The sequence below is a fragment of the Sulfuricurvum sp. genome, assembly GCF_031427015.1.
Classification (GTDB): domain Bacteria; phylum Campylobacterota; class Campylobacteria; order Campylobacterales; family Sulfurimonadaceae; genus Sulfuricurvum.
Map to the genome: position 1 here is coordinate 300,020 of NZ_JASJOW010000001.1, position 24,716 is coordinate 324,735.

Annotated in this window: 31 protein-coding genes; 11 read left to right on the top strand and 20 right to left on the bottom strand. The window is 43.2% G+C overall.

Annotation, left to right across the window (positions count from 1 at the left end; genetic code table 11):
* Positions 1-4 precede the first annotated feature (4 nt).
* Both RMO68_RS01595 and RMO68_RS01600 read right to left on the bottom strand, forming a co-directional pair.
* Positions 5-2,059 carry a TonB-dependent receptor gene (locus RMO68_RS01595; RefSeq protein WP_310438957.1) on the bottom strand — a complete coding sequence of 685 codons (2,055 nt, stop codon included), beginning with the start codon at positions 2,057-2,059 and terminating at the stop codon, positions 5-7.
* A gap of 162 nt (positions 2,060-2,221) precedes the next feature.
* Positions 2,222-3,235, bottom strand: coding sequence for an agmatine deiminase family protein (locus tag RMO68_RS01600; protein ID WP_310438958.1), 1,014 nt, complete (start codon positions 3,233-3,235; stop codon positions 2,222-2,224).
* Between the two features lie 27 nt (positions 3,236-3,262).
* Here RMO68_RS01600 and RMO68_RS01605 point away from each other — a divergent pair, with 27 nt between their 5' ends.
* Complete coding sequence (locus RMO68_RS01605; protein WP_310438959.1) at positions 3,263-4,279, top strand: alanine racemase; 1,017 nt, start codon at positions 3,263-3,265, stop codon at positions 4,277-4,279.
* Here the strand turns inward: RMO68_RS01605 and RMO68_RS01610 are convergent.
* Genes RMO68_RS01610 through ribA form a run of 4 tightly spaced genes read right to left on the bottom strand, consistent with a single transcriptional unit; the run spans position 4,276 to position 6,056 of the window.
* Positions 4,276-4,668, bottom strand: coding sequence for a hypothetical protein (locus RMO68_RS01610; protein ID WP_310438960.1), 393 nt, complete (start codon positions 4,666-4,668; stop codon positions 4,276-4,278). The two genes, RMO68_RS01605 and RMO68_RS01610, sit on opposite strands and share 4 nt — an antisense overlap.
* Position 4,669: 1 nt before the next feature.
* A complete protein-coding gene (locus tag RMO68_RS01615; protein WP_310438961.1) occupies positions 4,670-4,879 on the bottom strand; it encodes a PP0621 family protein in 210 nt (69 codons plus the stop codon).
* Positions 4,880-4,881: 2 nt separating this feature from the next.
* Positions 4,882-5,460: a 16S rRNA (guanine(527)-N(7))-methyltransferase RsmG gene (gene rsmG / locus RMO68_RS01620; protein WP_310438962.1), complete on the bottom strand. Its 579-nt coding sequence runs from the start codon at positions 5,458-5,460 to the stop codon at positions 4,882-4,884.
* Complete coding sequence (ribA, locus tag RMO68_RS01625; RefSeq protein ID WP_310438963.1) at positions 5,457-6,056, bottom strand: GTP cyclohydrolase II; 600 nt, start codon at positions 6,054-6,056, stop codon at positions 5,457-5,459. Before ribA ends, rsmG begins: the two co-directional genes overlap by 4 nt.
* Positions 6,057-6,138: 82 nt before the next feature.
* On the opposite strand from ribA, the gene hemB reads away from it, so the two are divergent.
* Together hemB and argF are read left to right on the top strand one after the other, a co-directional pair.
* Entirely contained in the window at positions 6,139-7,104 is a 966-nt protein-coding gene (hemB, locus tag RMO68_RS01630; RefSeq protein ID WP_310438964.1) for a porphobilinogen synthase, read from the top strand.
* A 46-nt stretch (positions 7,105-7,150) separates the two neighbouring features.
* The gene (gene argF / locus RMO68_RS01635; protein WP_310438965.1) at positions 7,151-8,071 is read left to right on the top strand and encodes an ornithine carbamoyltransferase; all 921 of its coding nucleotides are present in this window, start codon (positions 7,151-7,153) and stop codon (positions 8,069-8,071) included.
* 43 nt (positions 8,072-8,114) lie between these two features.
* Here argF and RMO68_RS01640 read toward each other — a convergent pair whose 3' ends face one another.
* Positions 8,115-8,318 carry a hypothetical protein gene (locus RMO68_RS01640; protein WP_310438966.1) on the bottom strand — a complete coding sequence of 68 codons (204 nt, stop codon included), beginning with the start codon at positions 8,316-8,318 and terminating at the stop codon, positions 8,115-8,117.
* Positions 8,319-8,644: 326 nt separating this feature from the next.
* On the opposite strand from RMO68_RS01640, the gene RMO68_RS01645 reads away from it, so the two are divergent.
* Positions 8,645-10,231 carry a DEAD/DEAH box helicase gene (locus RMO68_RS01645; protein ID WP_310438967.1) on the top strand — a complete coding sequence of 529 codons (1,587 nt, stop codon included), beginning with the start codon at positions 8,645-8,647 and terminating at the stop codon, positions 10,229-10,231.
* On the opposite strand, the gene RMO68_RS01650 is transcribed toward RMO68_RS01645, so the two are convergent.
* The 9 genes from RMO68_RS01650 to RMO68_RS01690 all read right to left on the bottom strand — a co-directional run bounded on the left by RMO68_RS01650 (position 10,228) and on the right by RMO68_RS01690 (position 15,834).
* Positions 10,228-10,599 (bottom strand): HIT domain-containing protein, encoded by a 372-nt coding sequence (locus tag RMO68_RS01650; RefSeq protein WP_310438968.1) that lies wholly within the window; start codon positions 10,597-10,599, stop codon positions 10,228-10,230. The genes RMO68_RS01645 and RMO68_RS01650 overlap by 4 nt on opposite strands.
* Positions 10,600-10,640: 41 nt before the next feature.
* Positions 10,641-11,642, bottom strand: coding sequence for a beta-ketoacyl-ACP synthase III (locus RMO68_RS01655; protein ID WP_310438969.1), 1,002 nt, complete (start codon positions 11,640-11,642; stop codon positions 10,641-10,643).
* Positions 11,643-11,669: 27 nt separating this feature from the next.
* A complete protein-coding gene (gene plsX / locus RMO68_RS01660) occupies positions 11,670-12,659 on the bottom strand; it encodes a phosphate acyltransferase PlsX (RefSeq protein WP_310438970.1) in 990 nt (329 codons plus the stop codon).
* A 3-nt stretch (positions 12,660-12,662) separates the two neighbouring features.
* Positions 12,663-12,812, bottom strand: coding sequence for a 50S ribosomal protein L32 (gene rpmF / locus RMO68_RS01665; protein ID WP_013461018.1), 150 nt, complete (start codon positions 12,810-12,812; stop codon positions 12,663-12,665).
* Positions 12,813-12,838: 26 nt separating this feature from the next.
* Complete coding sequence (locus tag RMO68_RS01670; protein WP_310438971.1) at positions 12,839-13,210, bottom strand: YceD family protein; 372 nt, start codon at positions 13,208-13,210, stop codon at positions 12,839-12,841.
* Between the two features lie 5 nt (positions 13,211-13,215).
* Complete coding sequence (gene ndk, locus RMO68_RS01675; protein WP_310438972.1) at positions 13,216-13,629, bottom strand: nucleoside-diphosphate kinase; 414 nt, start codon at positions 13,627-13,629, stop codon at positions 13,216-13,218.
* 151 nt (positions 13,630-13,780) lie between these two features.
* Complete coding sequence (locus tag RMO68_RS01680) at positions 13,781-14,065, bottom strand: 4Fe-4S dicluster domain-containing protein (RefSeq protein ID WP_310438973.1); 285 nt, start codon at positions 14,063-14,065, stop codon at positions 13,781-13,783.
* A 112-nt stretch (positions 14,066-14,177) separates the two neighbouring features.
* Positions 14,178-15,335, bottom strand: a complete 1,158-nt coding sequence (metK, locus tag RMO68_RS01685; protein WP_310438974.1) for a methionine adenosyltransferase — start codon at positions 15,333-15,335, stop codon at positions 14,178-14,180.
* A gap of 43 nt (positions 15,336-15,378) precedes the next feature.
* A complete protein-coding gene (locus tag RMO68_RS01690) occupies positions 15,379-15,834 on the bottom strand; it encodes a phosphoribosyltransferase domain-containing protein (protein WP_310438975.1) in 456 nt (151 codons plus the stop codon).
* Positions 15,835-15,961: 127 nt separating this feature from the next.
* Between RMO68_RS01690 and der the strand changes: the two genes are divergently transcribed.
* Positions 15,962-17,494, top strand: a complete 1,533-nt coding sequence (der, locus tag RMO68_RS01695) for a ribosome biogenesis GTPase Der (protein ID WP_310438976.1) — start codon at positions 15,962-15,964, stop codon at positions 17,492-17,494.
* Between the two features lie 84 nt (positions 17,495-17,578).
* Here der and RMO68_RS01700 read toward each other — a convergent pair whose 3' ends face one another.
* The 3 genes from RMO68_RS01700 to hpf are packed head-to-tail and all read right to left on the bottom strand — an operon-like array spanning position 17,579 to position 18,854.
* Positions 17,579-18,025, bottom strand: a complete 447-nt coding sequence (locus tag RMO68_RS01700) for a CopD family protein (protein ID WP_310438977.1) — start codon at positions 18,023-18,025, stop codon at positions 17,579-17,581.
* Between the two features lie 53 nt (positions 18,026-18,078).
* Positions 18,079-18,510, bottom strand: coding sequence for a thioredoxin TrxC (trxC, locus tag RMO68_RS01705; protein WP_310438978.1), 432 nt, complete (start codon positions 18,508-18,510; stop codon positions 18,079-18,081).
* Positions 18,511-18,515: 5 nt separating this feature from the next.
* Positions 18,516-18,854, bottom strand: coding sequence for a ribosome hibernation-promoting factor, HPF/YfiA family (gene hpf / locus RMO68_RS01710; protein ID WP_310438979.1), 339 nt, complete (start codon positions 18,852-18,854; stop codon positions 18,516-18,518).
* Between the two features lie 105 nt (positions 18,855-18,959).
* Here hpf and trpS point away from each other — a divergent pair, with 105 nt between their 5' ends.
* Genes trpS through ccoS form a run of 6 tightly spaced genes read left to right on the top strand, consistent with a single transcriptional unit; the run spans position 18,960 to position 24,118 of the window.
* Positions 18,960-19,925, top strand: a complete 966-nt coding sequence (trpS, locus tag RMO68_RS01715) for a tryptophan--tRNA ligase (RefSeq protein ID WP_310438980.1) — start codon at positions 18,960-18,962, stop codon at positions 19,923-19,925.
* Positions 19,926-19,936: 11 nt separating this feature from the next.
* The gene (locus RMO68_RS01720; RefSeq protein ID WP_310438981.1) at positions 19,937-20,524 is read left to right on the top strand and encodes a D-sedoheptulose 7-phosphate isomerase; all 588 of its coding nucleotides are present in this window, start codon (positions 19,937-19,939) and stop codon (positions 20,522-20,524) included.
* A complete protein-coding gene (gmhB, locus tag RMO68_RS01725) occupies positions 20,517-21,020 on the top strand; it encodes a D-glycero-beta-D-manno-heptose 1,7-bisphosphate 7-phosphatase (RefSeq protein WP_310438982.1) in 504 nt (167 codons plus the stop codon). Before RMO68_RS01720 ends, gmhB begins: the two co-directional genes overlap by 8 nt.
* A complete protein-coding gene (locus RMO68_RS01730) occupies positions 21,020-21,499 on the top strand; it encodes an asparaginase domain-containing protein (RefSeq protein ID WP_310438983.1) in 480 nt (159 codons plus the stop codon). Before gmhB ends, RMO68_RS01730 begins: the two co-directional genes overlap by 1 nt.
* The gene (locus RMO68_RS01735; protein ID WP_310438984.1) at positions 21,492-23,885 is read left to right on the top strand and encodes a heavy metal translocating P-type ATPase; all 2,394 of its coding nucleotides are present in this window, start codon (positions 21,492-21,494) and stop codon (positions 23,883-23,885) included. Before RMO68_RS01730 ends, RMO68_RS01735 begins: the two co-directional genes overlap by 8 nt.
* A gap of 14 nt (positions 23,886-23,899) precedes the next feature.
* Positions 23,900-24,118 (top strand): cbb3-type cytochrome oxidase assembly protein CcoS, encoded by a 219-nt coding sequence (gene ccoS, locus RMO68_RS01740; protein WP_310438985.1) that lies wholly within the window; start codon positions 23,900-23,902, stop codon positions 24,116-24,118.
* A 30-nt stretch (positions 24,119-24,148) separates the two neighbouring features.
* Here ccoS and RMO68_RS01745 read toward each other — a convergent pair whose 3' ends face one another.
* Positions 24,149-24,583, bottom strand: a complete 435-nt coding sequence (locus RMO68_RS01745) for a heme-binding domain-containing protein (protein ID WP_310438986.1) — start codon at positions 24,581-24,583, stop codon at positions 24,149-24,151.
* Positions 24,584-24,716 lie beyond the last annotated feature (133 nt).

Below are 24,716 nucleotides of genomic sequence, written 5' to 3' on the forward strand. Positions count from 1 at the left end.
AAGATTAGAATTTATAGCTTACGGTAGCGTAAAAGTTACGTCCAGGTTCATTAAGAACGAGTGGATCAGTGCCGTTAAAGCCAATAAGTTGATTTCCAATATAACTATTATTTACGGCATAAGTTCGATTAAAGAAGTTATTGATTCCGGTCATAAGTGAGAATCCATTTCTGAAATCATATCCGTATTTAAGATTTAGAATTCCGTATCCTGCAATCTCTTTTTCATTATTATCTGAATCGATTGTTTGATTGTCAGCTGCGATTACTTCAGCCATTAGATAATTAACCGAATCATCCATGACTAAAGCTAAACGCCCTTTAAACGGAGGAATTTCAGCTAAATCTTTATCGGTATCTCCGATTTGCCCAGGATTCTTTTTCACACCTTTTTGATAGGCGACACCTGATTCGATACGCCATTCATTGTTTAGGAGATAATCCGCACTGATGTCACCCCCATAGATTTTTGCGTCGATGTTTGCCCAAGTACTGTCGTATGCATAAATGTAATCTTTTAAATCACTGTAAAATAGAGTTGTTTTGAGATGAAAATTACCGGTCGTATTTTCAAATCCTAGATCTATTTCCCGATTGATGGATTCATTAAGGTTTTGATTCCCGCCGCTCGTTGCTGAATTTGTAATTAACGTACCGGCAGCATTGGTGTTTACAACGTAAAGTTCTTTTGCATCGGGAACACGAATCGATTGTCCGGCACCGATGAAAAGATTAGTCATAGAAGAAATATTGTATTTCAACATTAAATTAGCACTAATATTGTTGTAATTTTTATCACTCAGGGATGAAAAATATGTTGCGGAGTTTGATGCATTGTCTTGGAGTGACTTATTTGGATTGATGGTTGTATCATCATAACGGAATCCTCCACTAATGTCGATATTTGAAATGGTTTTAGAAGCAGTTGCATAGAATGCAAGGTTTTCTGTGTCAACATCGGGAAGCATGTAGTTTCGTGTAGAATTTGTCTCAGGCCCTTTAGTGGCGATCCAGTTACGTTTGCTCGCATCGAGTCCAAACGTTGTGTGGATTCCAGCCAAAGTAAAAGAATTTTCAATTTTTGCCCCTTTAATGGTTGCTTCGGCAGGTGCCCACATAGTTGTTGCAGGAGAGGTTGCACTGGCTCTGTAGTCGGTACCCATAAGGTGGGTTACTTTCGAGTGATATCCTTCGATTTTGATCTCTTCTGAAAACGAACCGAGGTTGAAGAGCTGATATTTGGCTTTAAACATATCGGTATCATCAACTAACGCATCCATTGGATAGCGCGGGAACATAATGTCATCGGCGCGGTCACCGAAGTAGTTGAGGGTAAGTTTTTGATTATCACCGATGTTTCCAACAATTTTTGCCCAGTAGTTATTACGATCGTATGCATCCATATCTTTGTATGCGGTTGCATATCTTTGTGTACTACCTGTTGTAGTAAGTGTATCCGTTTGCTCGGCTAATGTTTGACTATCGCCGTCTTTGTATTGTCCGCTAGTTTCTCGGCTGAATCCAACGAGTGCTTGAACGGCATCATTACCTCCCTCTATCGTAGTGGAGAGTTTACGATAATCAAAACTGCCTAGAGTGGTGGAAACTTCTCCGTGTACCCCTTTTTCAGGGTCTTTAGTGACAACATTGATTTTACCGCCAAGGCTCCCGAATTGTGTTACGTCAAACGGTCCTTCCTGCACTTCAACGGTCTGAATTTGTCCCGAAGAGATGTGCATGGAAGGCGGATCCATACGATTGGGACATGCCCCGCACACTTTTGCATCGTCAATGGTTATATTTAAATTATCTTTACGGAATCCACGAAGGATGATATCATTGCCGATGGCACTATTACGTACATGAGTAATTTCGGGTAAAGTTTGAGAGAGCATTTCTCCCAGATCAGACTGCCGAGAAAATTTAACCATGTCGTCCGAAGATACGCTCTTAGCATCTGTTTTAGGAGCTTCAGCTTCAATGGTGATTTTTTGTATGGTGACAGGTTCTGTGGCAAGCGCAGCGACGGCAGCCAAAGAGAGGAGAGTTAATCGTTTCATTCTTCATATCCTTAAGAAAATATGAAGAATTGTAGGAGAGAAGTGTTACATTAGTGTTAAGCAGCTATACTTTTAACCATGAAATTGAATATGAAACAAATACTTTTAACACTGTTGTTATTGGCGGGATCAGGCTATTTTCTTTATACGGGATTTAGTATTTTATTCCACTCGTAAGGATACATCTTCAGGAAACTGCATTGTAACGCAGTGAAGCGAACCGTGCTGACGAATAAGGACGGAACAGTCGATAGGGATGATGTCGCGCCCTCTAAAGGCTTTTTTACAAATTTCGATCGCATCATTGTCGTGTGGATCATTATAGACGGGAAGTAATACGGCATCATTAATAATTAAAAAATTGGCATACGTTGCAGGAAGCCGCTCATCATCGTAGTAATGCGGCCGGCACATCGGGAGGGGAATCAGATTAAACGGTTCACCATCGATATCACGGAATGTTTTTAACTCCTCTTCCATCTTTTTGAGCGCTTCATAATGTTCATCATTTTTATCCTCGCATTTGACATACAAGATGGTGTCCGTATCGATGAAACGGGCTAACGTATCGATATGGCTATCGGTATCATCTCCCGCTAAATAACCGTGATGGAGCCAAAGAATCTGTTCTACACCAAACTCTTTTTTAAGAATATTTTCTGTTTGAGTTTTTGTTAGATGGGGATTACGGTTGGGATTGAGAAGACACTCAGCGGTAGTAAGCAATGAGCCGTTAGCATTAGTTTCAATGCCTCCTCCTTCTAAAATAAGATCAATCTTTTTCATCGGAGCTCCGTAGAGATGAGCAATGGAGGAACTCATGGCATTATCGCGTGAAGCGTCAAATTTTCCGCCCCATCCGGTGAATGTGAAATCAAGAAGCAACGCTTCCTCTTCCGTCTCATCGATAACACTTAAAGCGCTACAGTCGCGTGCCCAGGTATCGTCACTTTGGTAGGGGATAAAAATTATATTTTCATGGCTTTTAAAATAAGTTTGGACACGTTTGACATCATCACAAATGATAAGACAAGGTTGATAACGGGCAATGGCATTGGCTATGTCGACGAAGCATCCTCTTGCCTCTTCCAAATAAGGAGCCCAATCGCTTTGCGGATGCGGAAAAATGAGCTGGACAAAACTTTGGGGTTCAAATTCGGCGGGGAAATAACGCATTAACAATCCTTAGAATATAATTCCTTTATGGGAACTATTAAATTGAGCCGTAAGGCACTGGAACATAATCTTGACATTATCGCACACCAAGTCGGTGGAAAAGATAAAATAGCGGTTGTTTTAAAAGATAACGCTTATGGCCACGGTGCGGTGATGATAGCAGAAGCGGCGGCACAGTATGGTGTGAAGCAAGCGGTGGTACGATTGGAATGCGAAGCGGATGAAATCCGTGATTTTTTTGAAAATGTTCTAATTTTAGGGGATCGTCCAACAAAAATGAATTCAACGTTTAGCTATGCGATCAATTCGCTTGAAGCAATTGAGACATTTTTAGCAGGGAGCCGTGTAGAACTGAAAATTGATACGGGGATGCACCGTAACGGTATTGCCCTTGGTGATCTCGAAGAAGCCTTTAAGCGTATGAAGGAAGCAGGTTTGGTGTGTGTCGGTATTATGAGTCATTTACGCAGTGCGGATACCCTCAGTAGCGAGTGGTTTTGGCAACGTAAAACATTTGATACGGCAAAGAGTAAGGCTTCTTCTTTAGGAAAAAAATATGGATGGAAACTCCGCTTTCATCTCTCAAATTCTGCCGGAACATTTCGCTCTTCGGTATGTGTTGATGAGATGGTTCGTGTCGGTATCGCTCTGTATGGCTGTTTAGAGATGGAGAAGACGCTTATGCAACCTCCTTTCAAGCCGATCCTCTCATTGTGGGGAGACAGGGTTGCGACACGTACTCTGAAAAAAGGGGAGCGTATCGGATACAACGGTATTTATGAAGCTTCTGCGGATGAGGTTGTATCCACGTATGATTTGGGATACGCAAACGGGTTGGATCGCCTTGCTTCTAACCGTTATGTTACACCTGAGGGTATTGCATTGCGTGGACGGATTTCAATGGATAATGCGGTATTTGCGAGCGATAAAGATGAGTTACTTATTTTTGACGATGCCAATCATTACGCCCGTTCAGTAGGAACGATCGGCTATGAAATATTGGCATGTTTGGATAAGGATTTAAAACGAGAATGGATTGCCTAAGAGTTTATTTTAATAATTGTATCGGCGAAAATAGCCCCATCCAGCCGTAATTCGATCAAATTTTCCAAATCTTTTGTATTTTCAATATATCCCAATATTTTTGCGTCAAAAAGGTAGTCTTCCGCTACTTTTTGAATCGCTTCGGCGTATTTTGGCAGAACAATGAAATACGAAGCGCCAAGATTCTCACCAATCACCGCATCCGTGGATGTTTCGATATGAAGTGCGAAACGGATACTATTGAGGCGTAGATGCTCTATAATATCGAGATTCTCAGGGGTAAAAAAGAGGGTAACGACAGAATTCGACGGCGTATGATGCAATGCTTCAATAGAGTCTATGTGATAAAAAGGGAGTGAAGGAACATAAGGGTGACCGAATAGCAGCATTTTAAACCTCCATGCATTCACGTGAACAGTAGTATTTTCCATCACGCATTAAGGCCTCTTTGAGCTGTACATACGTACCGCATTCGGCACAAGGGATCATTGCCTCTTCTTGTGTGTTATCTGCAGAAGGGGGAGTAAGACTTTTTTTCTTTTTGAAAAAAAGGTAATAGGCTCCGACCAAAACGCCGATCAGTAATAATAGTTTTAGCATAGTTATCTCTTTATGAGCAGATAATGGCGATTTTCTGCTTCGATAATGGTGTAATCGAGTGTATCATCGATTTCATCATACACTTTTTCCCCTTTGTAAAAGAGTAAAAGAGTCCCTTCGGCACAAAACGGTTTTGAGAGTTTTAGAAGCATCTCGGTATCCGTTACGGCACGGGAGGTGATGAGATCATACGGTTCACTTTTCAGTTGTTCGGCCTTAAGGGCTTTTACTTCGACGTTATCCAGTTCTAAATCTGCTTTTACGAACTGCAAGAAACTGGCCCGTTTGCTTAGAGGTTCTACGAGGGTAAAATGAGTTTGCGGAAGGGCTAGGGCCAAAATCATTCCGGGGAATCCGGCACCCGTACCTATATCCATCGCTTTTTTGACAGGGGGGAGAAAGGTAATAGGCAAGATTGCATCGAGGATAAACTGATCAATTTGTTGAAGTGTTTTTGCCCCTGTCAGATTATGAATTTTATTCCATTTCTCTAAAAGTGTTTTATATTGCTCGATTTTCTCCTCGAAATTTTCAGGAACAATGATCTTATGTTGTACTAATAGTTGCTTTAGACGGCTCATAAATCGTGCCCCATCTGCTCTTTTTTAACTTTTAAATACCCTTCATTATGAGGGTTGGGTTCGATAATTACGGGTACCCGCTCCGTAATTTTTACATTGAGACCTTCTACAATAGTGACTTTTGCGGGATTGTTTGTGAGAAGGCGGATCTGCGTTAGGCTGAAATCTGAAAATATTTCGCCAATCACATCATAAGTTCGTTGATCGGGAGCAAAGCCGAGTTCCACGTTGGCTTCGATCGTATTGCGTCCCTGATCTTGAAGGCAGTACGCATTGATTTTATTCAGCAATCCGATATTACGTCCCTCTTGACGATGATAAATCACTAATCCACCCTCTTTTGCGATGAGTTTTAGCGCTTTATGTAACTGATTGTTACAGTCACATTTAATGCTCCCGAAAGTATCTCCGGTCAGGCACTCGGAATGGATACGAACCAATGGAGATTCTTGCTTTTCAAAATTCTCGGTAAAAATTGCGAGATGTTCCTGATGCCCTTCTTTGTAAGCACGGATCTTAAAATGGCCGTATTTGCTAGGCATGTTGGCAATAGATGATTTTTCAAAAGTAGGTGTTTGTGTTTTCATTACTGCCATTATAATCGGTGTTTCTAAAAAATGGATTATTAAAGCAACCCTTGATACAATCTCTTCTTAACTTTTAACTGGAGTCACATATATGGAGCGTTTTCGCCGCACTCGTCTTAATCCTCACCTTCGCTCATTGGTTCGAGAAACTCATGTAAGTATCGATGACTTTATCTATCCGTTATTTGTCAGACCCGGAGAGGGGATAAAAAAAGAAATAGCTTCAATGCCGGGTGTCTATCAGATGTCTCTGGATGAGATATTAAAAGAGTGCGAGCTTCTCCAATCCCTCGGGATCCATTCAATAATTTTATTCGGTATTCCTGAAGTGAAAGATTCGGTAGGTTCGGATGCCTTATGCGACCACGGTATTATTGCTACGGCGGTGCGTGCGATCAAACGTGCATATCCTAAAATGTTTGTGGTCACCGATCTGTGTTTTTGTGAGTATACCGATCACGGCCACTGCGGAATTTTGGATCATGTTCATGAAACGGTCGATAATGATTTGACCTTAGGAATCTCAGCCCAACAGGCATTGGTTCATGCGCATGCAGGTGTTGATATGATTGCCCCATCGGGGATGATGGACGGGATTATTACGACATTGCGTGATGCACTTGATGGGGGAGGATATACGAATCTGCCGATTATGAGTTATTCGACTAAATTTGCCAGCGGATATTACGGACCGTTTCGAGACGTTGCCGAGTCGGTACCGAGTTTCGGCGATCGCTCTACTTATCAAATGGATCCGGCCAATCGACGCGAGGCGATTCGAGAGAGTTTGGTGGATGAAGCTCAAGGTGCCGATATCTTGATGGTTAAACCGGCATTGGCCTATCTCGATATTATCCGAGATATCCGCGAAGCTTCTTCTTTACCATTGGCCGTATACAACGTCAGTGGAGAATATGCGATGCTAAAACATGCGGGAGCCGCGGGACTGATTGATTATAACCGTGTGATGATGGAGACGATGGTCGGCTTCAAACGTGCAGGTGCCGATATTATCATCAGTTACCATGCCAAAGAAGTTGCACAGCTTTTAAATTAATGAATTTTTTTTATGATATGATTGTTTTTTGTATAGAAGGAATAGAGTGAGACACTTTTTAACGTTAAAAGATTATTCTAAAGAAGAGATCTTAGAGATTTTAGATATTGGCTTAAAGATTAAAAAAGAGGTCAAAGCTAAAGAACTCAAACCACGTCTTGCAGGTCAAACACTGGCAATGATTTTCGAGAAAAGCTCTACCCGTACCCGTGTTAGTTTTGAAGTAGGGATGTATCAGCTCGGCGGACATGCTTTGTTTCTCTCAAACCGTGATATCCATCTCGGACGCGGTGAACCGGTTAAAGATACGGCGCGCGTTATCTCTTCGATGAGCGATATGGTAATGATTCGTACGTATGAACAATCGATGCTCGAAGAGTTTGCCCGTTATTCTCAAGTTCCGGTTATCAACGGTTTGAGTGATAGCTACCATCCGGTACAGCTATTGGCCGATTTTATGACAATGATGGAGTGTGGAAAAGATAAAAATCCAATCGTTGCGTATGTCGGAGATGGGAACAATATGACCCATTCATGGCTTATGCTCGCCTCAAAACTTGGGTTTGAACTCCGAATTGCCACCCCTAAGGGATATGAGTGTGATCCGGCGATCATTGCGGATGCTCTGGCTTTTGCCGAAATTAGCGGTGCTAAAATTACGATCACAAACGATCCGAAAGTGGCAGTCCTCGGTGCCAATGTGGTGACAACCGATACATGGATCTCTATGGGGCAAGAAGAGGAAAAAGCACAACGTATCCGAGCATTTGAAGGTTATATCGTAGATGAAGCGCTTATGGCGTTAGCAACCCACGATGCTATCTTCTTGCATTGTTTACCGGCATATCGCGGAGTTGAAGTGAGTGAAGCGGTTTTAGACGGAAAACAAAGCCTCATTTTTGAAGAGGCAGAAAACCGTTTGCATGCACAAAAAGGGTTAATGGTTTGGTTGGATCAACATCGTTAATCCGATGAATGAAGAGGGGATGTTCTCCTCTTCTTCTGCAAAGTTAGTTCATTTCTACTTTGATGATGAGGTCATTCCCCTCTTCAATAATTGAAAAGTTGTGTTTTTGACAGAATGTTTCATTCATCTCTTCCGCCCACTGCGCAGCTTCGATCATGGCATCATCTTTATTATCGAAAGTTTTAATACTCTCCATCCCGCTTCGTTTGAAACAGCCGCACTCTTTTTCCATTTTTACATTGAACATAATTTGACTCCTAAAAGTGTAGTGTGATTTTTCGGAAGTATAGTTTCAAAAGTTTAAAACAATCAGATAAAATAGAGACGATTTGAAACTAAAGGTTATCTTTATCTTTTGTTAAACTCTTATTATCAGCCTTTTTTACAAAAAGTTAAGCTATAATTCCATTTGAATTTTGGGTACCTTCTAAAGAGATTTTAGAGATCTTTTTCAAAGGTGCCCTCGCGGATGAGAATCCAACTTATCCTCACTAAAATTTCTCTCCCCCCTGAGTGGGCAAGCGTAACTGGCCGGAAATAGGTTTTCCGGTGGCGTATATACAAAGGTAAATTATGAACGTAATAGAAGAAACAATCACAGAAGAAAATTTGGTTACATTTGAGTCTTTCGGTCTTAGAAAAGAGATTATGCAAAGTATCAATTATGCCGGATTTAAAACACCGAGTCCTATTCAGCAAATGGTTATTCCCGTAATTATGGAAGGGCGTGACGTTGTAGGACAAGCCCATACCGGTACGGGTAAAACAGCGGCATTCGGTCTTCCTGCATTGAATAAAATGCATCTTAAAGGGGGGATTGAAACCCTTATCATCACCCCTACCCGTGAACTTGCAAACCAAGTAAGCGATGAAATTTTCAAATACGGTAAACATTTAGGTGCACGTACCGTAACCATTTACGGTGGATCATCATACAATCGTCAAATGGATCTTATCGAGCGTGGCGCGCAAGTTATCATCGCTACTCCGGGACGCTTGCTTGATATGTTGAGCCGTAACATGCTCAAAGGTTTCACCCCATCAACCGTTATTTTGGACGAAGCGGATGAAATGCTCGATATGGGCTTTTTGGACGATATCAATGAGATTTTCACCTATTTGCCGACTGAGCGTCAAACATTGCTCTTCTCAGCAACTATGCCTGCACCGATTAAACAGCTTGCTGAGCGTATTTTGGTCAATCCGTTTTTTGCCTCTATTACCAAATCAGAGACGACAAACACCGATATCACACAACAATATTACGTTATCGAAGAATCTGAGCGTGATGATGCGATCATCCGTTTGATGGATTCTGAAGATGCGAAAAAAACGGTAGTATTTTGCCGAACCAAAAAAGAGGTTGATCGTCTCTCTAACGTCCTCTCAGCTGCGGGATATATGGCTAAAGGACTTCATGGTGACATGGAGCAACGTCAACGTGAGAGCGTTATCAAAGGGCTTAAAACCGATGCGGTTGACGTATTGATCGCAACCGACGTTGCGGCGCGCGGATTGCATATTGATGATGTAACACACGTTTTCAATTATCATATTCCGTTTGACCCTGAGAGTTATGTTCACCGCATCGGACGTACAGGTCGTGCGGGTAAAAAAGGGGTTGCAATTACCCTTGTAACGCCTATGGAATTTAAAGAACTTCAACGTATCCGCGCTAAAGTCGGTACGACTATGGAGCATGCTTATATTCCAAGTAAATTGGATGTTAAAGAGGCTCAAGTAACCCGTTTGGTTCGTGAAATTGAGAAACAACACATCTATGATGAAGCGCATAAAGTGCTTGATTTGTTGAAACAAGATTACGACCAAGAACAAATCGCCTATAAATTGATCTCCGTATTGATGGAACGCAACACGGTTCAAGGACCGAACAATATCGGTATCGCAGCGGAACGTCTAGAAAAAATTCTAAGCAATTTAGCAAGCCGTGGCGATCGCGGCGGACAACGCAGCGGCGGATTCAACCGTAATCGTAGCGGTGGAAACCGCAGCGGCGGGGGCGGATATCGCGGTAACAACGATCGTAATGCCGGAGGCGGTGAGCGTAGCGGTGGTGGAGAGCGTAGCGGTAGTAATGATCGCGGAGATCGTTCACGCAGTTTCAGTGGACAAAACCGCTCGGCTAAACCAAAGTATTAATTGAGACGGGAGTCTAACTCCCGTCTTACCTTCTCCAAAAAAGGCTCCATCGGTGAGTCTAATTCAAATCCCTCTCTTTGTTTCATCCCCCACATCGGTTCAGGAAAATAGCTATCGTTCTCGAAGCGTGCCATAATATGCCAATGGACTCTCGGCATCATATTTCCAAACGAAGCAATATTGATTTTGGCAGGTTTGAAATACGTAAGCATCTCATTTTCAATAATATCTAAACACTCCCAGATAGCCTTTTTTTCAGCATGAGAACATTCAGAGAACTCTTTATGGGGAGCATGGGTAAAAATTTTTAGCCAAGGAATTTCACTCTCGTGAATTTCAAGGTAGATAAGAGGATTTGAAAAAAGCATAACAGACCTTTAAAAAGATCTGATATTGTAGCGAGAGTTTTTTAGCGGATACCTTTACCTGCAAACGGAACAAGAGCACTTCCCCACGTTAAACCGCCACCGAAAGCATCAAGAAGCATCAAATCACCTTCTTGTAATCGACCTGATTCATAAATATCGTTTATGGCCATAGGGATAGAGGCTCCAGAAGTATTACCGTATTTTTCTACCGTTAATACCACTTGTTCATCTTTAAGTTCCAGGGCATCGCCGACCGCTTTGATAATACGGTAGTTGGCTTGATGCGGAACAAAATGTTTAATGTCTGATGAGGCGATCTTATTTTGCGCTAAAATATCGATAACATCACTTGTGAGGGTACGAACCGCTACCTTAAAGGTTTCGTTCCCTTTCATACGCATAAAACATCCTGCCGCTTCACGGTCAAGCTCATCATGCGCTGAACCGCTTCCGCCGTTTGGGGTCATCAATAAATCAGCAAATGAACCGTCAGAGCCGGTGTGGATATCAATAATAGCCTCAGATTTGTTTTCGGTAGCACCGATAATCGCGGCTCCGGCACCGTCACCAAAAAGGATACAGGTTCCGCGGTCACTGTAATCAGTAATACTGCTGAGTCGTTCTGCTCCGACGATAAGAATATTTTTCTTCATTCCCGATTCAACGAATGCTTTGGCGATAGAGAGGGCATATACAAATCCGGTACAAGCAGCGGATACGTCAAAAGCGGTAATCTTTTCAAGGCCGAGTTTGGTGGCAATAATGGTAGCAGTGGAAGGCATACAAAAATAATCGGGAGAGATCGTGGCACAAATCAGCATATCAATTTGGCTTTTATCTATCCCGGCACGTTCGATTGCTTTTTCGGCAGCTTTGACACCCATATCGCTTGTCGTTTCATCTGCCGCGGCAATATGACGTTCTTTTATTCCGGTGCGTTTAGTAATCCATTCATCGCTGGTATCGACCATGACTTCGAGTTCAGCATTGGTGAGGATTTTAGAGGGAACATAAGCTCCGATGGAACGAAACGCAGCGTACATAATAAGCCTTTATACAGGGATCGACGGTTATTTTTTAAGTTCTTCGAGACGATTCTCGATATGTTCATTGACACCGTTGTCTACATAACGGATAGCTTGAAAAATCGCATTTTTGATTGCTTTTGGGTTACTTTTACCGTGGCTGACAATGGCACACCCTTTTATACCGACGAGAGGTGCCCCTCCGATTTCAGCATAATCGATCTGTTTTTTGAGCAATTTGAATACTTTACGCATCAACAGCGCTCCGGTAATCGCTACAGGTGATTTTCGAATATACTCTTTAATAAAAAAGCTGATGGTCGAAGCTACCCCTTCAGAGGCTTTGAGGACAAGGTTGCCGATAAAACCGTCACAAACGATGACGTCACAACTTCCGTCAAAGATATTGTTTCCCTCAACGTTTCCGATAAAACCTTGCTGCCCTTCGAGCAGTTTGAAGGCTTCTTTGGTAATTTCGTTCCCTTTGGAATCTTCTTCCCCGTTAGCGAGCAGCCCGACACGAGGGTTATCAAGTTTGAACATGTCATGAGCATAGTAGTATCCCATGATTCCGAATTGAAAAAGATGCTCTGCTTTGCAATCTACATTTGCCCCGGCATCCATTAAGATACTGCGTTTGCCTGTTTTTGTCGGCATAGACGTTACTAGCGCCGGACGCAGGACATTTTTAAGTCGTCCTAAGCGCAGTGTTGCAACCGTCATTGTTGCACCGCTGTGCCCGGCACTGACGACACCGTCTGCTTCACCGTTACGGACAAGTTCTACCGCTTTATAGATAGAACTCTCCTGACGTTTGAGCGCGTCGGTTGCGGCATCGGCCATATCAATGACATCGTCCGCTTCAATAATTAAAATTTTATCTTTATAGCCCTTGGGTAATAAAGATAAAATCTCATCTTTTTTACCAACTAGAATTGGTTGAAACTTCATTTCTTTTAAAGCTTCAAGTGTCCCTTTAACAATTGGTTCGGGACCAAAGTCCCCACCCATTGCATCAATTGCAATTCTAATCATCGATTATTTATACTCACCGGTTGTCGGATTGACATAGTGAGACAATTTGTACGTGCCGTCTTTATCTTTTACCGGACGCGCAAGAGAAATTTTATAGTGAGTTCTGCGTTTTGCGGCGCGAGAATGACTCACTCTTCTTTTAGGTACTGCCATAGTATTTATCCCTTTCTATTTAGATTTTAGAACTCCCGATCGAGCGAGGTTCCTTCGCAGTTTTTGCAACAAAAATAGTCGCTTTTGATCAGTTCGATTTCCGATTTGAGAAGCTCTTCCATATCAATCATTGATTGGCTGATTTCAACGACGTCTAACTCTTCGTCGTTCTCCTCATATATTCCATCGCTAAGGTAGAAGAAGATCTCTTCATTTAGAGATTTGTCTACCTCTTCAGCACAAATATCGCAAGGAATCGAAATACTCCCTGTAATTGTACCGTTTAATTGGGCAAGATTGCTTTTTTTCAGGATTATATCACCCGAAAAAACGGCATTGTCACTATTTTCCTCAAAATGAAGCGGTTGTGAGCCCAATTTTCTGAATGCTATTTTCATGGCAATTACGAAATTTCGCGCCCTGAAAAGAAAAATGCGATTTCAATAGCCGCATTTTCAGCAGAGTCACTTCCGTGAACCGCATTAGCATCGATATTTTCAGCGAAGTCTGCACGGATAGTTCCCGCTGCTGCTTCTTTAGGGTTAGTTGCACCCATTAAATCACGGTTTTTAAGGATAGCGTTTTCACCCTCAAGAACGGTGATAACAACCGGGCCGCTTACCATGAAATCAACGAGGTCGTTGAAAAAAGGGCGTGCAGCATGTACTGCGTAAAACGCTTCTGCGTCTTGACGTGAGAGTTGAACTTTTTTCATAGCCGCGATTTTAAGGCCGTTACTTTCGAAACGATCCAAAATTTTACCGATGACACCTTTTGCTACGGCGTCTGGCTTGATGATTGACAACGTTTGTTCCATCAATGCTCCTGTTTTGTGTGTAAAAAATAGAACGGGATTATAGCGAAACAATAATTTAAGAAAGATTAAAGATGTGAGGATAAAGGAAATAGGGGAAAATAGGAGGATACCCGAAGAGGTAAAACCCCTTCGGTATTTTATTTAAAGTTAATTAGTTAACGACGTTCGCTTTTGAAGAACGCATGTCAGCGGTAACATCATCACGATGAGAAGGGCTTGCACCGATTTCATCCCAAGTGATACAACCCTCAGTTGGACATGCGGTTGCACATGCAGGTTCATCATGGTGACCGACACATTCAACACATTTGTCAGCGTAAACGTAATAGATCTCTTCACCCGTTGGGTTATCATCCTCGTCTACAATCGCTTCTACCGGACACTCGTCGATGCAAGCGCCGCAGTTAATACAGGTATCATTAATGACTACTGCCATAGGGTTCTCCTTGGTTATAAATATGAGGTAACTATAACAGAAGAATTTTAAACCCACCTAAAAAATAAGGCGGGTGAATGAAGATTAGTGAGGAGTGTTACAGAAGTGTAGTTCAGAGCCCTAAATAGGCTTTGATTGCATCCACCTTATCGGTTTTTTCCCATGTAAATTCGGGAAGTTCTCGTCCAAAATGACCGTAAGCGGCAGTTTTACGATAGATCGGGCGTAGTAAATCAAGCGATTCAATAATCCCTTTCGGAGTGAGATTAAAGAGTTCTTTGACACAACTTTCCAGTTTTTCTTCGCTTACGATAGCGGTTCCGTGAGCATTAACCATGATGGAGATCGGTTTAACAACACCGATCGCGTAGGATACTTGAATCGTTGCTCGCTCGCATGCACCGGAAGCTACGAGATTTTTAGCTACATAACGGGCTGCGTAGGCGGCTGAACGGTCAACCTTGGTTGGGTCTTTTCCGCTGAATGCACCGCCGCCGTGAGGACATGCCCCGCCGTAGGTATCGACGATGATTTTACGACCCGTCAGTCCCGCATCCCCTTGCGGGCCGCCGATAACAAATTTACCCGTCGGATTGATATGATAGACGATATTCGTAGACATCAGTTCAGCGGGAATAATGTATTTAATAACCTCTTCGATCACATCGGCATGGAGTTTTTCCTGAGAAATTTCAGGGGCATGTTGAGTAGAGATAACGACCGTTTCTACCGATACCGGCTTCTCATCGACATAACGGACGCTGACTTGCGTTTTTCCATCCGGTCGCAAATAGGGGAGAATCCCTTCTTTACGAACTTGGGTTAAGCGCTCCGCAAGACGGTGTGCGAGATAAATTGGAAGAGGCATTAAAACATCGGTTTCACGGCACGCATAGCCGAACATAAGTCCTTGATCTCCGGCACCGATTTCCCCGTCCTTTTGATCAACCCCTTGATTGATATCGGGAGATTGTTCGCCGATTCCGTTCAAAACCGCGCAGGAGCGGTAATCAAATCCATACGTAGCATCGGTATAGCCGATCTCTCGAACGACTTGACGGGTAATTTCCTGCATCGGTGCGTAGGCGTTTGTTTTAAGCTCACCGGCAATCACACAAAAACCGTTGGATACAAGCGTTTCACAGGCTACTCGGGCCATTGGATCGCGTTCAATGATATAGTCTAAGATTGCATCGCTGATTTGATCGGCCATTTTATCCGGATGCCCTTCGGTAACCGATTCGGAGGTAAAAATATACTCTTTTGGCATAAAAATCCTTGGCAGAAATATTAAAAATTTGTGGTTGGACGGATTATATCGAACCCTCTTTTAAAAAGTCTCTTTCCCAAAAAAAGTCGATCCAATCGCTAGCTTCGTGTAAGGAAAAGTCAGGTTGAAGCAACGCGGTGGGTTTTGTAAAAAGGGTTGCGACTTTAAATTGGCACTCAGGATATTCGGAACGTAAAATCGGCATCAGTACGGCGAGGGTTTGTCCGCTATCAACGATATCATCCACGACGAGAACCCGCAACGAGCCGCTAAGATCACCTTTATCTAAAACACGTATCGTGTCACGCTGGGTTTGACCGTCATAGCTCTCTATGCGGATGCTTTGCAGGTTGCGAATATCTAAAGCCATCGCAAGTGCGTGGGCAAGCGTCATTCCCCCTCTCGCAATCGCGATTACGGTATCTGCTTGGAACGGTTCACACTGAAGTGCCAAATGTTGAAGATCGTTTTTGAAGTGTTCATATTTATAAGCTAACATTTTGAAATCATATCATAAGGGCATCTGCGCTATAATAAAACATCAATTAAAGTGCAGCATAAGAACGCAATGTTAGCGCAGCCATTTGGGATAATGATCTCGAAAAGGCATAAATACTAGGAAGTCTATGAAAAAATTAGCGATTATCGGTCGTCCGAATGTCGGAAAAAGTTCCCTTTTTAACCGTTTACTTAAACAACGTGATGCGATTACCTCTGAACAAGCGGGTACGACACGTGACGTCAAAAAACGGGTTGCCGTGGTGGTAGATAAAGAGGTAGAAATTCTCGATACAGGCGGATTGGACGAGGGGTGTGAACTTTTTGATCGAATTAAAGAGAAATCACTAAAAGCGGCACATGAAGCCGATATCATCCTCTTTATGGTGGACGGTAAAAGTCTCCCTGAAGAGGAGGATAAAAAGCTTTTCTATGAGCTTGAATCGATGGGTAAAGCGATTGCTTTGGTCGTTAACAAAATCGACAATGACAAAATGCAAGAGAAGCTTTGGGAATACTATGAGTTCGGGACAGAGCGTATTTTCGGTATTTCCGTATCTCATAACCGTTCGGTTTTGCCGCTTTTGAATTGGATTGCTTCGGAATTGCCGGAATCTTCTATTGTAACCCCAGAGAGTGACGTTGTCGCAGATGAGGATGAAATGGACGGCTTTGATGCTGCTATGAGAGCTTCTGCGGACGATGAAGAGTTCGATGAAGATGAGGACGATGGATTCTTTATTCCTGAAGAGGATGGTGAAGAAGAGGAGACGTCGATCGAAGCACTCGAAGAGGCGTATCGCGGAATTGTTAAAGAGTATGAGGCGGGTGACGTTAACCAAATGAAAGTAGCGATCATCGGACGTGTTAATGTCGGGAAAAGCTCATTGCTTAACGCATTGCTCGGAGAAGACCGCTCGGTTGTCAGTTCTGTTGCAGGGACAACTATCGATCCTATTGATGAGACGGTAGAGTATCAGGAGAAAAAGATTACCTTTATCGATACGGCGGGGATTCGTAAGCGGGGGAAAATTCTCGGTATCGAAAAATATGCCCTTATGCGTACGGAAGAGATGTTGGAGACGGCAGATATCGCCCTACTTGTTCTCGATGCGTCACAACCGTTTATGGATTTGGATGAGAAGATCGCGGGATTTGTTGATAAAAACCGACTTGCGTGTTTGATCGTTCTCAACAAATGGGATATGGCACCGCGAGAGGATTATGACAAAATCATCGCCGAAGTACGGGATCGTTTTAAATTTTTGAGTTATGCTCCGATCATCACGATTTCGGCACAGAGTAAACAGCGGGTTCATAAGATTTTTGAGATGCTCCTCAAAATCAATGAGAACTATTCACAGCGTATCTCGACGGGGAAACTCAATGAGGTTATCCAAGCGGCAATGCGTAAACACATCTTGCCGAGTATCAACGGCATGAATATCCGTCTTTATTTTGCAACGCAGTACGATATCCGCCCGCCGCGTATCGCCCTCATCATGAACAAACCGCAGGGGCTCCATTTCAGCTATCGTCGTTATTTGACGAATCAGTTGCGAGAGCAGTTTGATTTTGAGGGGACTCCGGTACTCTTTAAAGCGAAAGCGAAAAATACGAATCGAAAACCGAAACCGCATAAAACTCGGTCGATGTGGTAATTCCCCGTTCGCCCTGAGCTTGTCGAAGGGTGAATATTCACATAGAAGTTCATGGTTCGACAGGTTCACCACGAACGGAGAGAGTTAAAACGGTTTAACGATTACGAGCGCAACAATACCGACGAGTAAAAGAGTCGGTACTTCATTATAGATACGAAAAAACTTCCCACTTTTATAAGCGGTGTTTTCTTTGAGTTTGAGGCGGTAATGTCCGAGTGTGAAAAAGTAGCCGATCAAAATAGCGACCAGAGTCATTTTCGCGTGCATCCATCCCCCCATCTGAAATACATTAACCCCGTTATACTGCTGTGTCGACATAACGATCAAGGCTATTCCTGAGAGTAATGTTGCCCAAAATGCGGGAACTCCGATGTATTTATAAATCTTCATCTCCATCACTTCGACGACTTCGATAAATCCCTGATTAGTACCGTTTTCAACGTGATAGACAAAAAGACGGGGGAGGTAGAAGAGTACCGCAAACCACGACACCATTGAAATAATATGAAACCAAAGCATCCAGCTGTACATGGTTGTCTCCTGTTAGTAAAATAATCCGAAGATTACCTAAAAAAGATTAATAACTACAGGTGTTTTTTGACGAAAGCGATAATTTGTGGTGTGGGTAAAGCACCGCTAAACTGATCGATGATACGGTTGTTTTTAAAAGCGATGACGGTGGGGATAGATCGGATACCGAAACGTCCGCCTAAATGTTGCTGCTCTTCGGTATTGATTTTAATAAACTGGGCTTTGAGGGGAAAGTGTCGTGCTGATTCTTCGAACGAGGGTGCCATGCTTCGGCACGGTCCGCACCACGGTGCCCAAAAATCGGCAATAATGAGCCGCTCGTCATTGAGCATCAATCGGTCAAACGACTCAGTGTTAACAGAGAGCGGCTTGGTATCCAGTAGAGAGCCTTTGCAATGGCCGCAGGCGGCTTTTGTGTAAGACTCTTTTATCGGGATGGCATTTACCCCCCCGCAATGGGGACAGACGACATTGATTTTAGACATAGGGATTACTCCGCAGCTTCTTCCACTACTTCAATATCACGAATGGAAGAGGTGTGGTGATCTTTTACTTTATCGTGAAGTCGGCGAAGAGCTTTGTTCGCACGTTCGATGGCAAGATCGATGGCGGTATCGAGATCTTCATCGACATCCGAGATAACGACGGGCTGCGCGTGAGCGATATGGATGTCAAATTCAACTCCGACCCCTTTTTTTTCTTTAGAAATCATAACATTGACGGTAGTGATATCAAGGTGAAAACGTTTAAAATTTTCAATTGCAGTAGCGATGTGATCGTTTAGATGTTGAGTAAGTTTTATATCTTTAGAGCGAATTTGGGTATTCATAATGAATCCTTTTTAGTTGAACTAAGAAAAAATATAGCATATCTTTTCTTAAGAGGAAGCTTAAGAGACTCTTCGGTAAAATAGTCACTATTCAAGGAGATAATTTTGAGAGTATTAACAGGTATCCAGACATCTGGCGATTTACATATTGGAAATTATTTTGGTTCGATCAAACCGATGATCGAATCGCAGCAAGATCATGAAGTCTTTGCATTTTTGGCAAATTATCATGCGATGACGACGATTAGTGAGGGTGAGCGGTTAGCTCATTTGACGATGCAGGCGGCAACCGACTTTTTAGCCCTCGGGATGGATCCGCAGAAAAGTACTTTTTGGGTGCAGTCGGATGTAAAAGAGGTGTTGGAACTTTACTGGGTGCTCTCAGGCTTTACCCCGATGGGATTGTTGGAGCGGGCGCACAGCTATAAAGACAAAGTGGCCAAAGGGATTGCAAGCAATCACAGCCTTTTCTCCTATCCCGTCTTGATGGCGGCCGATATTTTGCTGTTCGGTTCTGAGGTGGTTCCGGTTGGAAAAGATCAAATTCAGCACGTTGAGATCGCCCGCGATATCGCGATCAAGTTTAACAACCAATACGGCGATGTTTTCACCATTCCTGAATTTCGCGTTGATGAGAACGTAGCGACCGTTCCGGGGATCGACGGGCAAAAGATGTCGAAGAGCTACGGAAATACGATTCCGATTTTTAGCGAAGAGAAAATGCAGTCTAAAATTATCAAAAAGATTGTGACCGAAGCGGTACCGATGGAAGATCCGAAAGAATTCGAGGGATGCAATGTTTATAATATCGCCAAACTCTTTTTGGATTATGAAGAGCGTTCGGCACTGCAAGAACGGTATAAAAAAGGGGGCGAGGGGCACGGTCATTTCAAACTCTATACCCACGACGTGATTTGGGAATATTTCAGACCGTATCGTGAACGACGTGAGTATTATGAAGCACATCAAGACGAAGTACGCGATATTCTCAAAGTAGGTGCGGACAAAGCGAGTACGGTTGCGCAACCTATAATCGACAAAGTTCGCTCAGTTACCGGAATTCGATATTAAAGGAAAAAACGATGAAAAATTACATTATTAAACAAATTGCCGATTCAGCGGCAACTAAACAGGCGATCTTGGAAAATGATGATCTTTTGGATACCATCGTCACCGTTGCGCAAGCATGTGTTGAGGTATATCGAAAAGGGAAAAAAACGATTCTTGCCGGTAACGGCGGTTCAGCGGCCGATGCACAGCATATTGCGGCGGAATTGGTCGGGCGTTACGGATTCGATCGCCCTTCAATCCCCTCTTTAGCCCTTACTACGGATACTTCTAATCTTACTGCTATCGGAAACGATTACGGCTATGACAAAGTATTCTCACGTCAGCTAGAGGGGATGGCTCAAGAGGGGGATCTTTTTATCGGCATCTCTACATCGGGAAATTCGCAAAATATTATTACGGCGTTTGAGTCGGCCCGTGATCGTGGTGTCACTACGGTGGCTCTCGTCGGACGTGACGGCGGTAAGATGGCGGCAATGGCGGATTTCGCGATCATCATCCCCTCAAACGCCACGCCGCGTATCCAAGAGTCTCATATTTTAGTCGGCCATATCCTCTGTGACATTATCGAAAAAGAGCTTTTTGGAGGCGGAGTTGCCTAAAGCTCTTTTTCTCGATCGTGACGGTGTTGTGAATGTTGAGAAAAATTATCTCCACAAGATCGAAGATTTTGAGCTTCTTGATGGGATCATTGAAGTATGTCATGCGTATCAGGAGCAAGGGTATCTTATTATCATTGTCACCAATCAATCGGGAATTTCACGGGGGTATTACACCGAAGAGGATTTCGCCCGTTTGAGCAAATGGATGGTGGAGCATTTTAAAACACTTGGAGTCACTATTACCCATATCTACCATTGTCCCCACCATGAGAGTATCGATGGGGTATGCGAGTGTCGAAAGCCAGAACCGGGTATGTTTTTAGAGGCTCGAAAAGAGTATGACTTGAATATGGAGCACTCGGTGATGATCGGCGATAATGAGAGGGATATTGAAGCCTCTCTTAAAGCGGGAGTGGGTCGCAATGTGCTCCTTAGCATGGAAGCCACACATTCAAAAGCTGATCGTATTATTCACTCATTACGGGAGTTACTCTGATGCTTATCATCAATACGGGCGGTACGTTTAATAAACGGTATGATCCGATAAAAGGTGAACTGTTTGTTCCACAGGATAACCGTGCGATAGAATCGATACGCACATCATTGGTGATGGATATTTCTCTGCAGGGAATACTGTATAAAGACTCTTTGGAGATGGATGATCATGACCGCTCTGTATTGGCAAAAACAATTGCGCAATCGGATGAGCAAATCATTATCGTTGTACACGGTACCGATACCATGGACCTGAGTGCGCGATACGTTGCGAATTTGGCTTTAGAGAAAGTGATTGTTTTTACGGGGGCGATGATCCCTTTTAGTATTGACCCGCTAGAAGCAACGGCAAACCTCTCTATGGCGATGGGGTACGCTCAAAATGCATCGAATGGTGTTTATATCGTGATGCAAGGTGTTATGGGTCGATACGATAGTGTGAAAAAAAATAAGTTTGCCGGGAAGTTCGAATATGTCTAAAGTAAAATGCGATCACTGTCATCTGGAGTTTAGTGACTCGGTGATGATTCATGATGGGGAGTATCGCTTTTGCTGTAATGGGTGCCGCGGAATTTTTCACCTCCTGAAAGACGAAGGGTTGGAAAGTTTTTACTCCAAAATGGGGGATACAACCCTCTCTCCACCTGTTGGACAGTTTGAATCGAGTGCTAATTTTGATACTCCTGCTTTTAGTGAGCGGTTTGTAACGACAACCGAAGATAGTTTATCCCAAGTCTCTCTCGTTATTGAAGGGATCCATTGTGCGGCGTGCGTATGGCTTAATGAAAAAGCACTTCACAAGATGGAGGGGGTGATCGAAGCCCACATTAACTACACTAACAATAAAGCTCGTATCACTTGGAACCCTGAAATTCTCAAACTCTCTGCTATTATCGATATGATTCGAGCTATCGGGTATAACGCATTTCCTTACGATGCGTCACTTCAAGAAGTGAGAGCCAACAAAGAGCGAAAAGAGTACTATTTGCGTATGGCGGTGGCGACGTTTGCGACAATGAATATGATGTGGATTGCCGTAGCACAATATGCCGGATATTTTACGGGGATTACACAAGATATTAAAACCATTTTGAATGTTGCTGAATGGTTTTTAGCAACACCGGTACTTTTCTACAGTGGATGGGTTTTTTATCGCGGAGCCTACTACGGATTGCGTAATCATGCAGTGACGATGGATTTACTGGTCGTTACGGGATCGAGTTTAGCGTATCTCTATTCTATCTATATCACTGTGTTTGAAAAAGGGGAGGCCTATTTCGATTCGGTGGCGATGATTATCACTTTTGTATTATTCGGTAAGTTTCTCGAAGTCCTCAGCCGTAAAAATGCGGCCGATACCCTCGATATCATCGGCAAACATATTCCACGTGAAGTGAGTATAATCGAAGGCTCATCCATCCGTTCAGTCGATGTTAATGAAGTAAAAATCGGCGATGTTATAGTGATTCGTAGTGGTGAACGCTCCGCGATTGACGGTGAGGTGATGAGCGGAGAAGGGAGTTTTGATGAGTCAAATCTCACAGGAGAATCCGAACCTATTTTTAAACGTGTAGGGAGTAAGATTATTAGTGGAACAACCAGTATTGATGCTCTAATCCATTACCGTGCAACAAAAGATTTTGCTCACTCGACCCTATCGAATCTTGTTAATCTGTTAGAGAATGCGATGGCGCAAAAACCCTCCATCGAACAGTTGGCAAACCGTCTTTCTCAACATTTTTCTTCCACGATTCTCTTCGCAGCGATTGCGACGTTTTGGGTATGGTTTTTTTGGCCGCACAGTTTTGATCGCTCCCTGATGGTAGGAATTTCGGTCATTATTATCGCATGTCCGTGCGCACTTGCCCTTGCGACTCCGGTGGCGACGTTGGTGGGATTGGCTCTAGGTGCGAAGAGGGGGATCCTCTTTAAATCGGCGGCGCAGATCGAGACAATGGCAAAAGCAACCATGGTGGTCCTTGATAAAACAGGGACGATAACGCAAGGACGTCCCGAAGTGGTCTATGCAACTATCCATACCCCTTTTGATGTGGGAGCTTTGCATACGCTTGTCTCTTCTTCAAAACATCCGATTAGTCGCGGGGTGATGGAGTATCTGGAGCGAACGGAAGAGGGACTTGAAGAGTGTAGTATCGAAGAAGCACGTGAAATTCCCGCTCGCGGAATGGTCGGACGTTCGAAAGGGGTGATGATCGCCGGAGGAAATGCACTGTTAATGCAAGAACTCGGGATTGAAGTGGGCTTTTCAAGCGATAAAAGTATTTTTTATTATGCTGTAGAGAATCAATTGGTTGCGACGTATGAGTTGCGCGATCTTCCGAAAGAGAGAGCGTATCCATCGATTGAGGCGCTAAAAAATGCCAATCTTCGAGTGGTAATGCTTACCGGAGATCATGAAGCGGCGGCATTAAGGGTAGCCAAGGAAGTAGGTATCGATGAAGTTTATGCGCATCTGAGCCCTGAGGGAAAAGCGGCGTTTATTGAATCGGCCCATCATGAGGGACATATCGTCGTCATGGCCGGGGATGGGGTCAATGACCTCTTAGCTCTGGCCGCCTCGGATATTGCTATCGCGATGGGGAACGGGAGCGATATTGCCATCGAGGTGAGCGACGTGGTACTGATGAACGATTCATTGACTTCTCTTGCCGAAGCATTTGCTATCAGCCGTAAAACGTATGGTTTGATTAAGCAAAATCTTGCCATTTCGTTGGTCTATAACTCCATCACGATTCCGCTGGCAATGATGGGGTATGTCATTCCATTGATAGCCGCAATTTCGATGTCGTTTAGTTCACTCCTTGTCGTCGGAAACTCGATGCGGGTTCGATGGCTGTATAAATAAAAAGGTAGGTTATTATGGACTCTTGGGTAGTGGCAATGATGTTGGGAGCATCGCTTTTTTTAGGTGCGGTTGCATTGGCGGCATTTTTATGGGGAATTAAAAACGGTCAGTTTGACGATGAGAAAAAGATGATGAATCAAGTGATGTACGATGATGAAAATGAACTTAACGATGCGGCTAATCAGCAACGTAAAAAAGAGTCATTGAATAAGGAAAAATATAAACCGGAATAAAATCCGCTATTTTCACACGTAATCTTTGAATTAATTAAGTGTGTGTATTTCCGAATCGAAAAATTGTTCTAACACCTTTTTTTCTTTTTGCGTCAATACGGCATTTTCATGCATCATGAGATATTCTTGTTTAGGCATTCGATGATTATAAATCACCTGTTTGGCACGCTCTAAACGTTCCAATTTAATCTTTGGGTCCATATTTCCCCAATTCGAGAAATCAAGTGCCTTACGCCCTAGATTGATATGATCCGCCATAACCCATGACACCGGAGCGATGTTACGATACCATGGAAAATTTGTTTCTTGTGAATGGCAGTCATAACATGATTTTTGCAGTACACTCATTACCTGCGCATCTGCTTTTAAAACAATTGTCTCGTCAACTGGAGTATTTTGAAAATCAGGCCTAATCAATTGAATCGCGATTGCAATTCCTAACACCCAAAAAGCTATTTTTTTCATGTCTGATAATGTCCGATACGTCTAGAATGAATCGGCAAATTATAGTGGGGTAAAGTAAATATAAACGAGATTTTAAGAATGATGATGAGAAAGGGAGGGAAAGGAGAATGTCAAAGGGGTTATCCCTTTGACG

Coding starts and splice junctions, on each gene's coding strand:
- RMO68_RS01700 (WP_310438977.1), bottom strand. CDS start 18,025: ATGTACAGCTGGATGCTTTGGTTTCATATTATTTCAATGGTGTCGTGG.
- RMO68_RS01735 (WP_310438984.1), top strand. CDS start 21,492: ATGTCTAAAGTAAAATGCGATCACTGTCATCTGGAGTTTAGTGACTCG.
- der (WP_310438976.1), top strand. CDS start 15,962: ATGAAAAAATTAGCGATTATCGGTCGTCCGAATGTCGGAAAAAGTTCC.
- RMO68_RS01650 (WP_310438968.1), bottom strand. CDS start 10,599: ATGCTTTTTTCAAATCCTCTTATCTACCTTGAAATTCACGAGAGTGAA.
- RMO68_RS01720 (WP_310438981.1), top strand. CDS start 19,937: ATGAAAAATTACATTATTAAACAAATTGCCGATTCAGCGGCAACTAAA.
- RMO68_RS01655 (WP_310438969.1), bottom strand. CDS start 11,642: ATGTACGCTGCGTTTCGTTCCATCGGAGCTTATGTTCCCTCTAAAATC.
- RMO68_RS01745 (WP_310438986.1), bottom strand. CDS start 24,583: ATGAAAAAAATAGCTTTTTGGGTGTTAGGAATTGCAATCGCGATTCAA.
- RMO68_RS01640 (WP_310438966.1), bottom strand. CDS start 8,318: ATGTTCAATGTAAAAATGGAAAAAGAGTGCGGCTGTTTCAAACGAAGC.
- hpf (WP_310438979.1), bottom strand. CDS start 18,854: ATGAATACCCAAATTCGCTCTAAAGATATAAAACTTACTCAACATCTA.
- metK (WP_310438974.1), bottom strand. CDS start 15,335: ATGCCAAAAGAGTATATTTTTACCTCCGAATCGGTTACCGAAGGGCAT.
- ndk (WP_310438972.1), bottom strand. CDS start 13,629: ATGGAACAAACGTTGTCAATCATCAAGCCAGACGCCGTAGCAAAAGGT.
- RMO68_RS01670 (WP_310438971.1), bottom strand. CDS start 13,210: ATGAAAATAGCATTCAGAAAATTGGGCTCACAACCGCTTCATTTTGAG.
- rpmF (WP_013461018.1), bottom strand. CDS start 12,812: ATGGCAGTACCTAAAAGAAGAGTGAGTCATTCTCGCGCCGCAAAACGC.
- RMO68_RS01610 (WP_310438960.1), bottom strand. CDS start 4,668: ATGCTGCTATTCGGTCACCCTTATGTTCCTTCACTCCCTTTTTATCAC.
- plsX (WP_310438970.1), bottom strand. CDS start 12,659: ATGATTAGAATTGCAATTGATGCAATGGGTGGGGACTTTGGTCCCGAA.
- RMO68_RS01680 (WP_310438973.1), bottom strand. CDS start 14,065: ATGGCAGTAGTCATTAATGATACCTGTATTAACTGCGGCGCTTGCATC.
- RMO68_RS01605 (WP_310438959.1), top strand. CDS start 3,263: ATGGGAACTATTAAATTGAGCCGTAAGGCACTGGAACATAATCTTGAC.
- RMO68_RS01690 (WP_310438975.1), bottom strand. CDS start 15,834: ATGTTAGCTTATAAATATGAACACTTCAAAAACGATCTTCAACATTTG.
- hemB (WP_310438964.1), top strand. CDS start 6,139: ATGGAGCGTTTTCGCCGCACTCGTCTTAATCCTCACCTTCGCTCATTG.
- RMO68_RS01595 (WP_310438957.1), bottom strand. CDS start 2,059: ATGAAACGATTAACTCTCCTCTCTTTGGCTGCCGTCGCTGCGCTTGCC.
- RMO68_RS01600 (WP_310438958.1), bottom strand. CDS start 3,235: ATGCGTTATTTCCCCGCCGAATTTGAACCCCAAAGTTTTGTCCAGCTC.
- RMO68_RS01645 (WP_310438967.1), top strand. CDS start 8,645: ATGAACGTAATAGAAGAAACAATCACAGAAGAAAATTTGGTTACATTT.
- ribA (WP_310438963.1), bottom strand. CDS start 6,056: ATGGCAGTAATGAAAACACAAACACCTACTTTTGAAAAATCATCTATT.
- RMO68_RS01730 (WP_310438983.1), top strand. CDS start 21,020: ATGCTTATCATCAATACGGGCGGTACGTTTAATAAACGGTATGATCCG.
- trxC (WP_310438978.1), bottom strand. CDS start 18,510: ATGTCTAAAATCAATGTCGTCTGTCCCCATTGCGGGGGGGTAAATGCC.
- ccoS (WP_310438985.1), top strand. CDS start 23,900: ATGGACTCTTGGGTAGTGGCAATGATGTTGGGAGCATCGCTTTTTTTA.
- RMO68_RS01615 (WP_310438961.1), bottom strand. CDS start 4,879: ATGCTAAAACTATTATTACTGATCGGCGTTTTGGTCGGAGCCTATTAC.
- rsmG (WP_310438962.1), bottom strand. CDS start 5,460: ATGAGCCGTCTAAAGCAACTATTAGTACAACATAAGATCATTGTTCCT.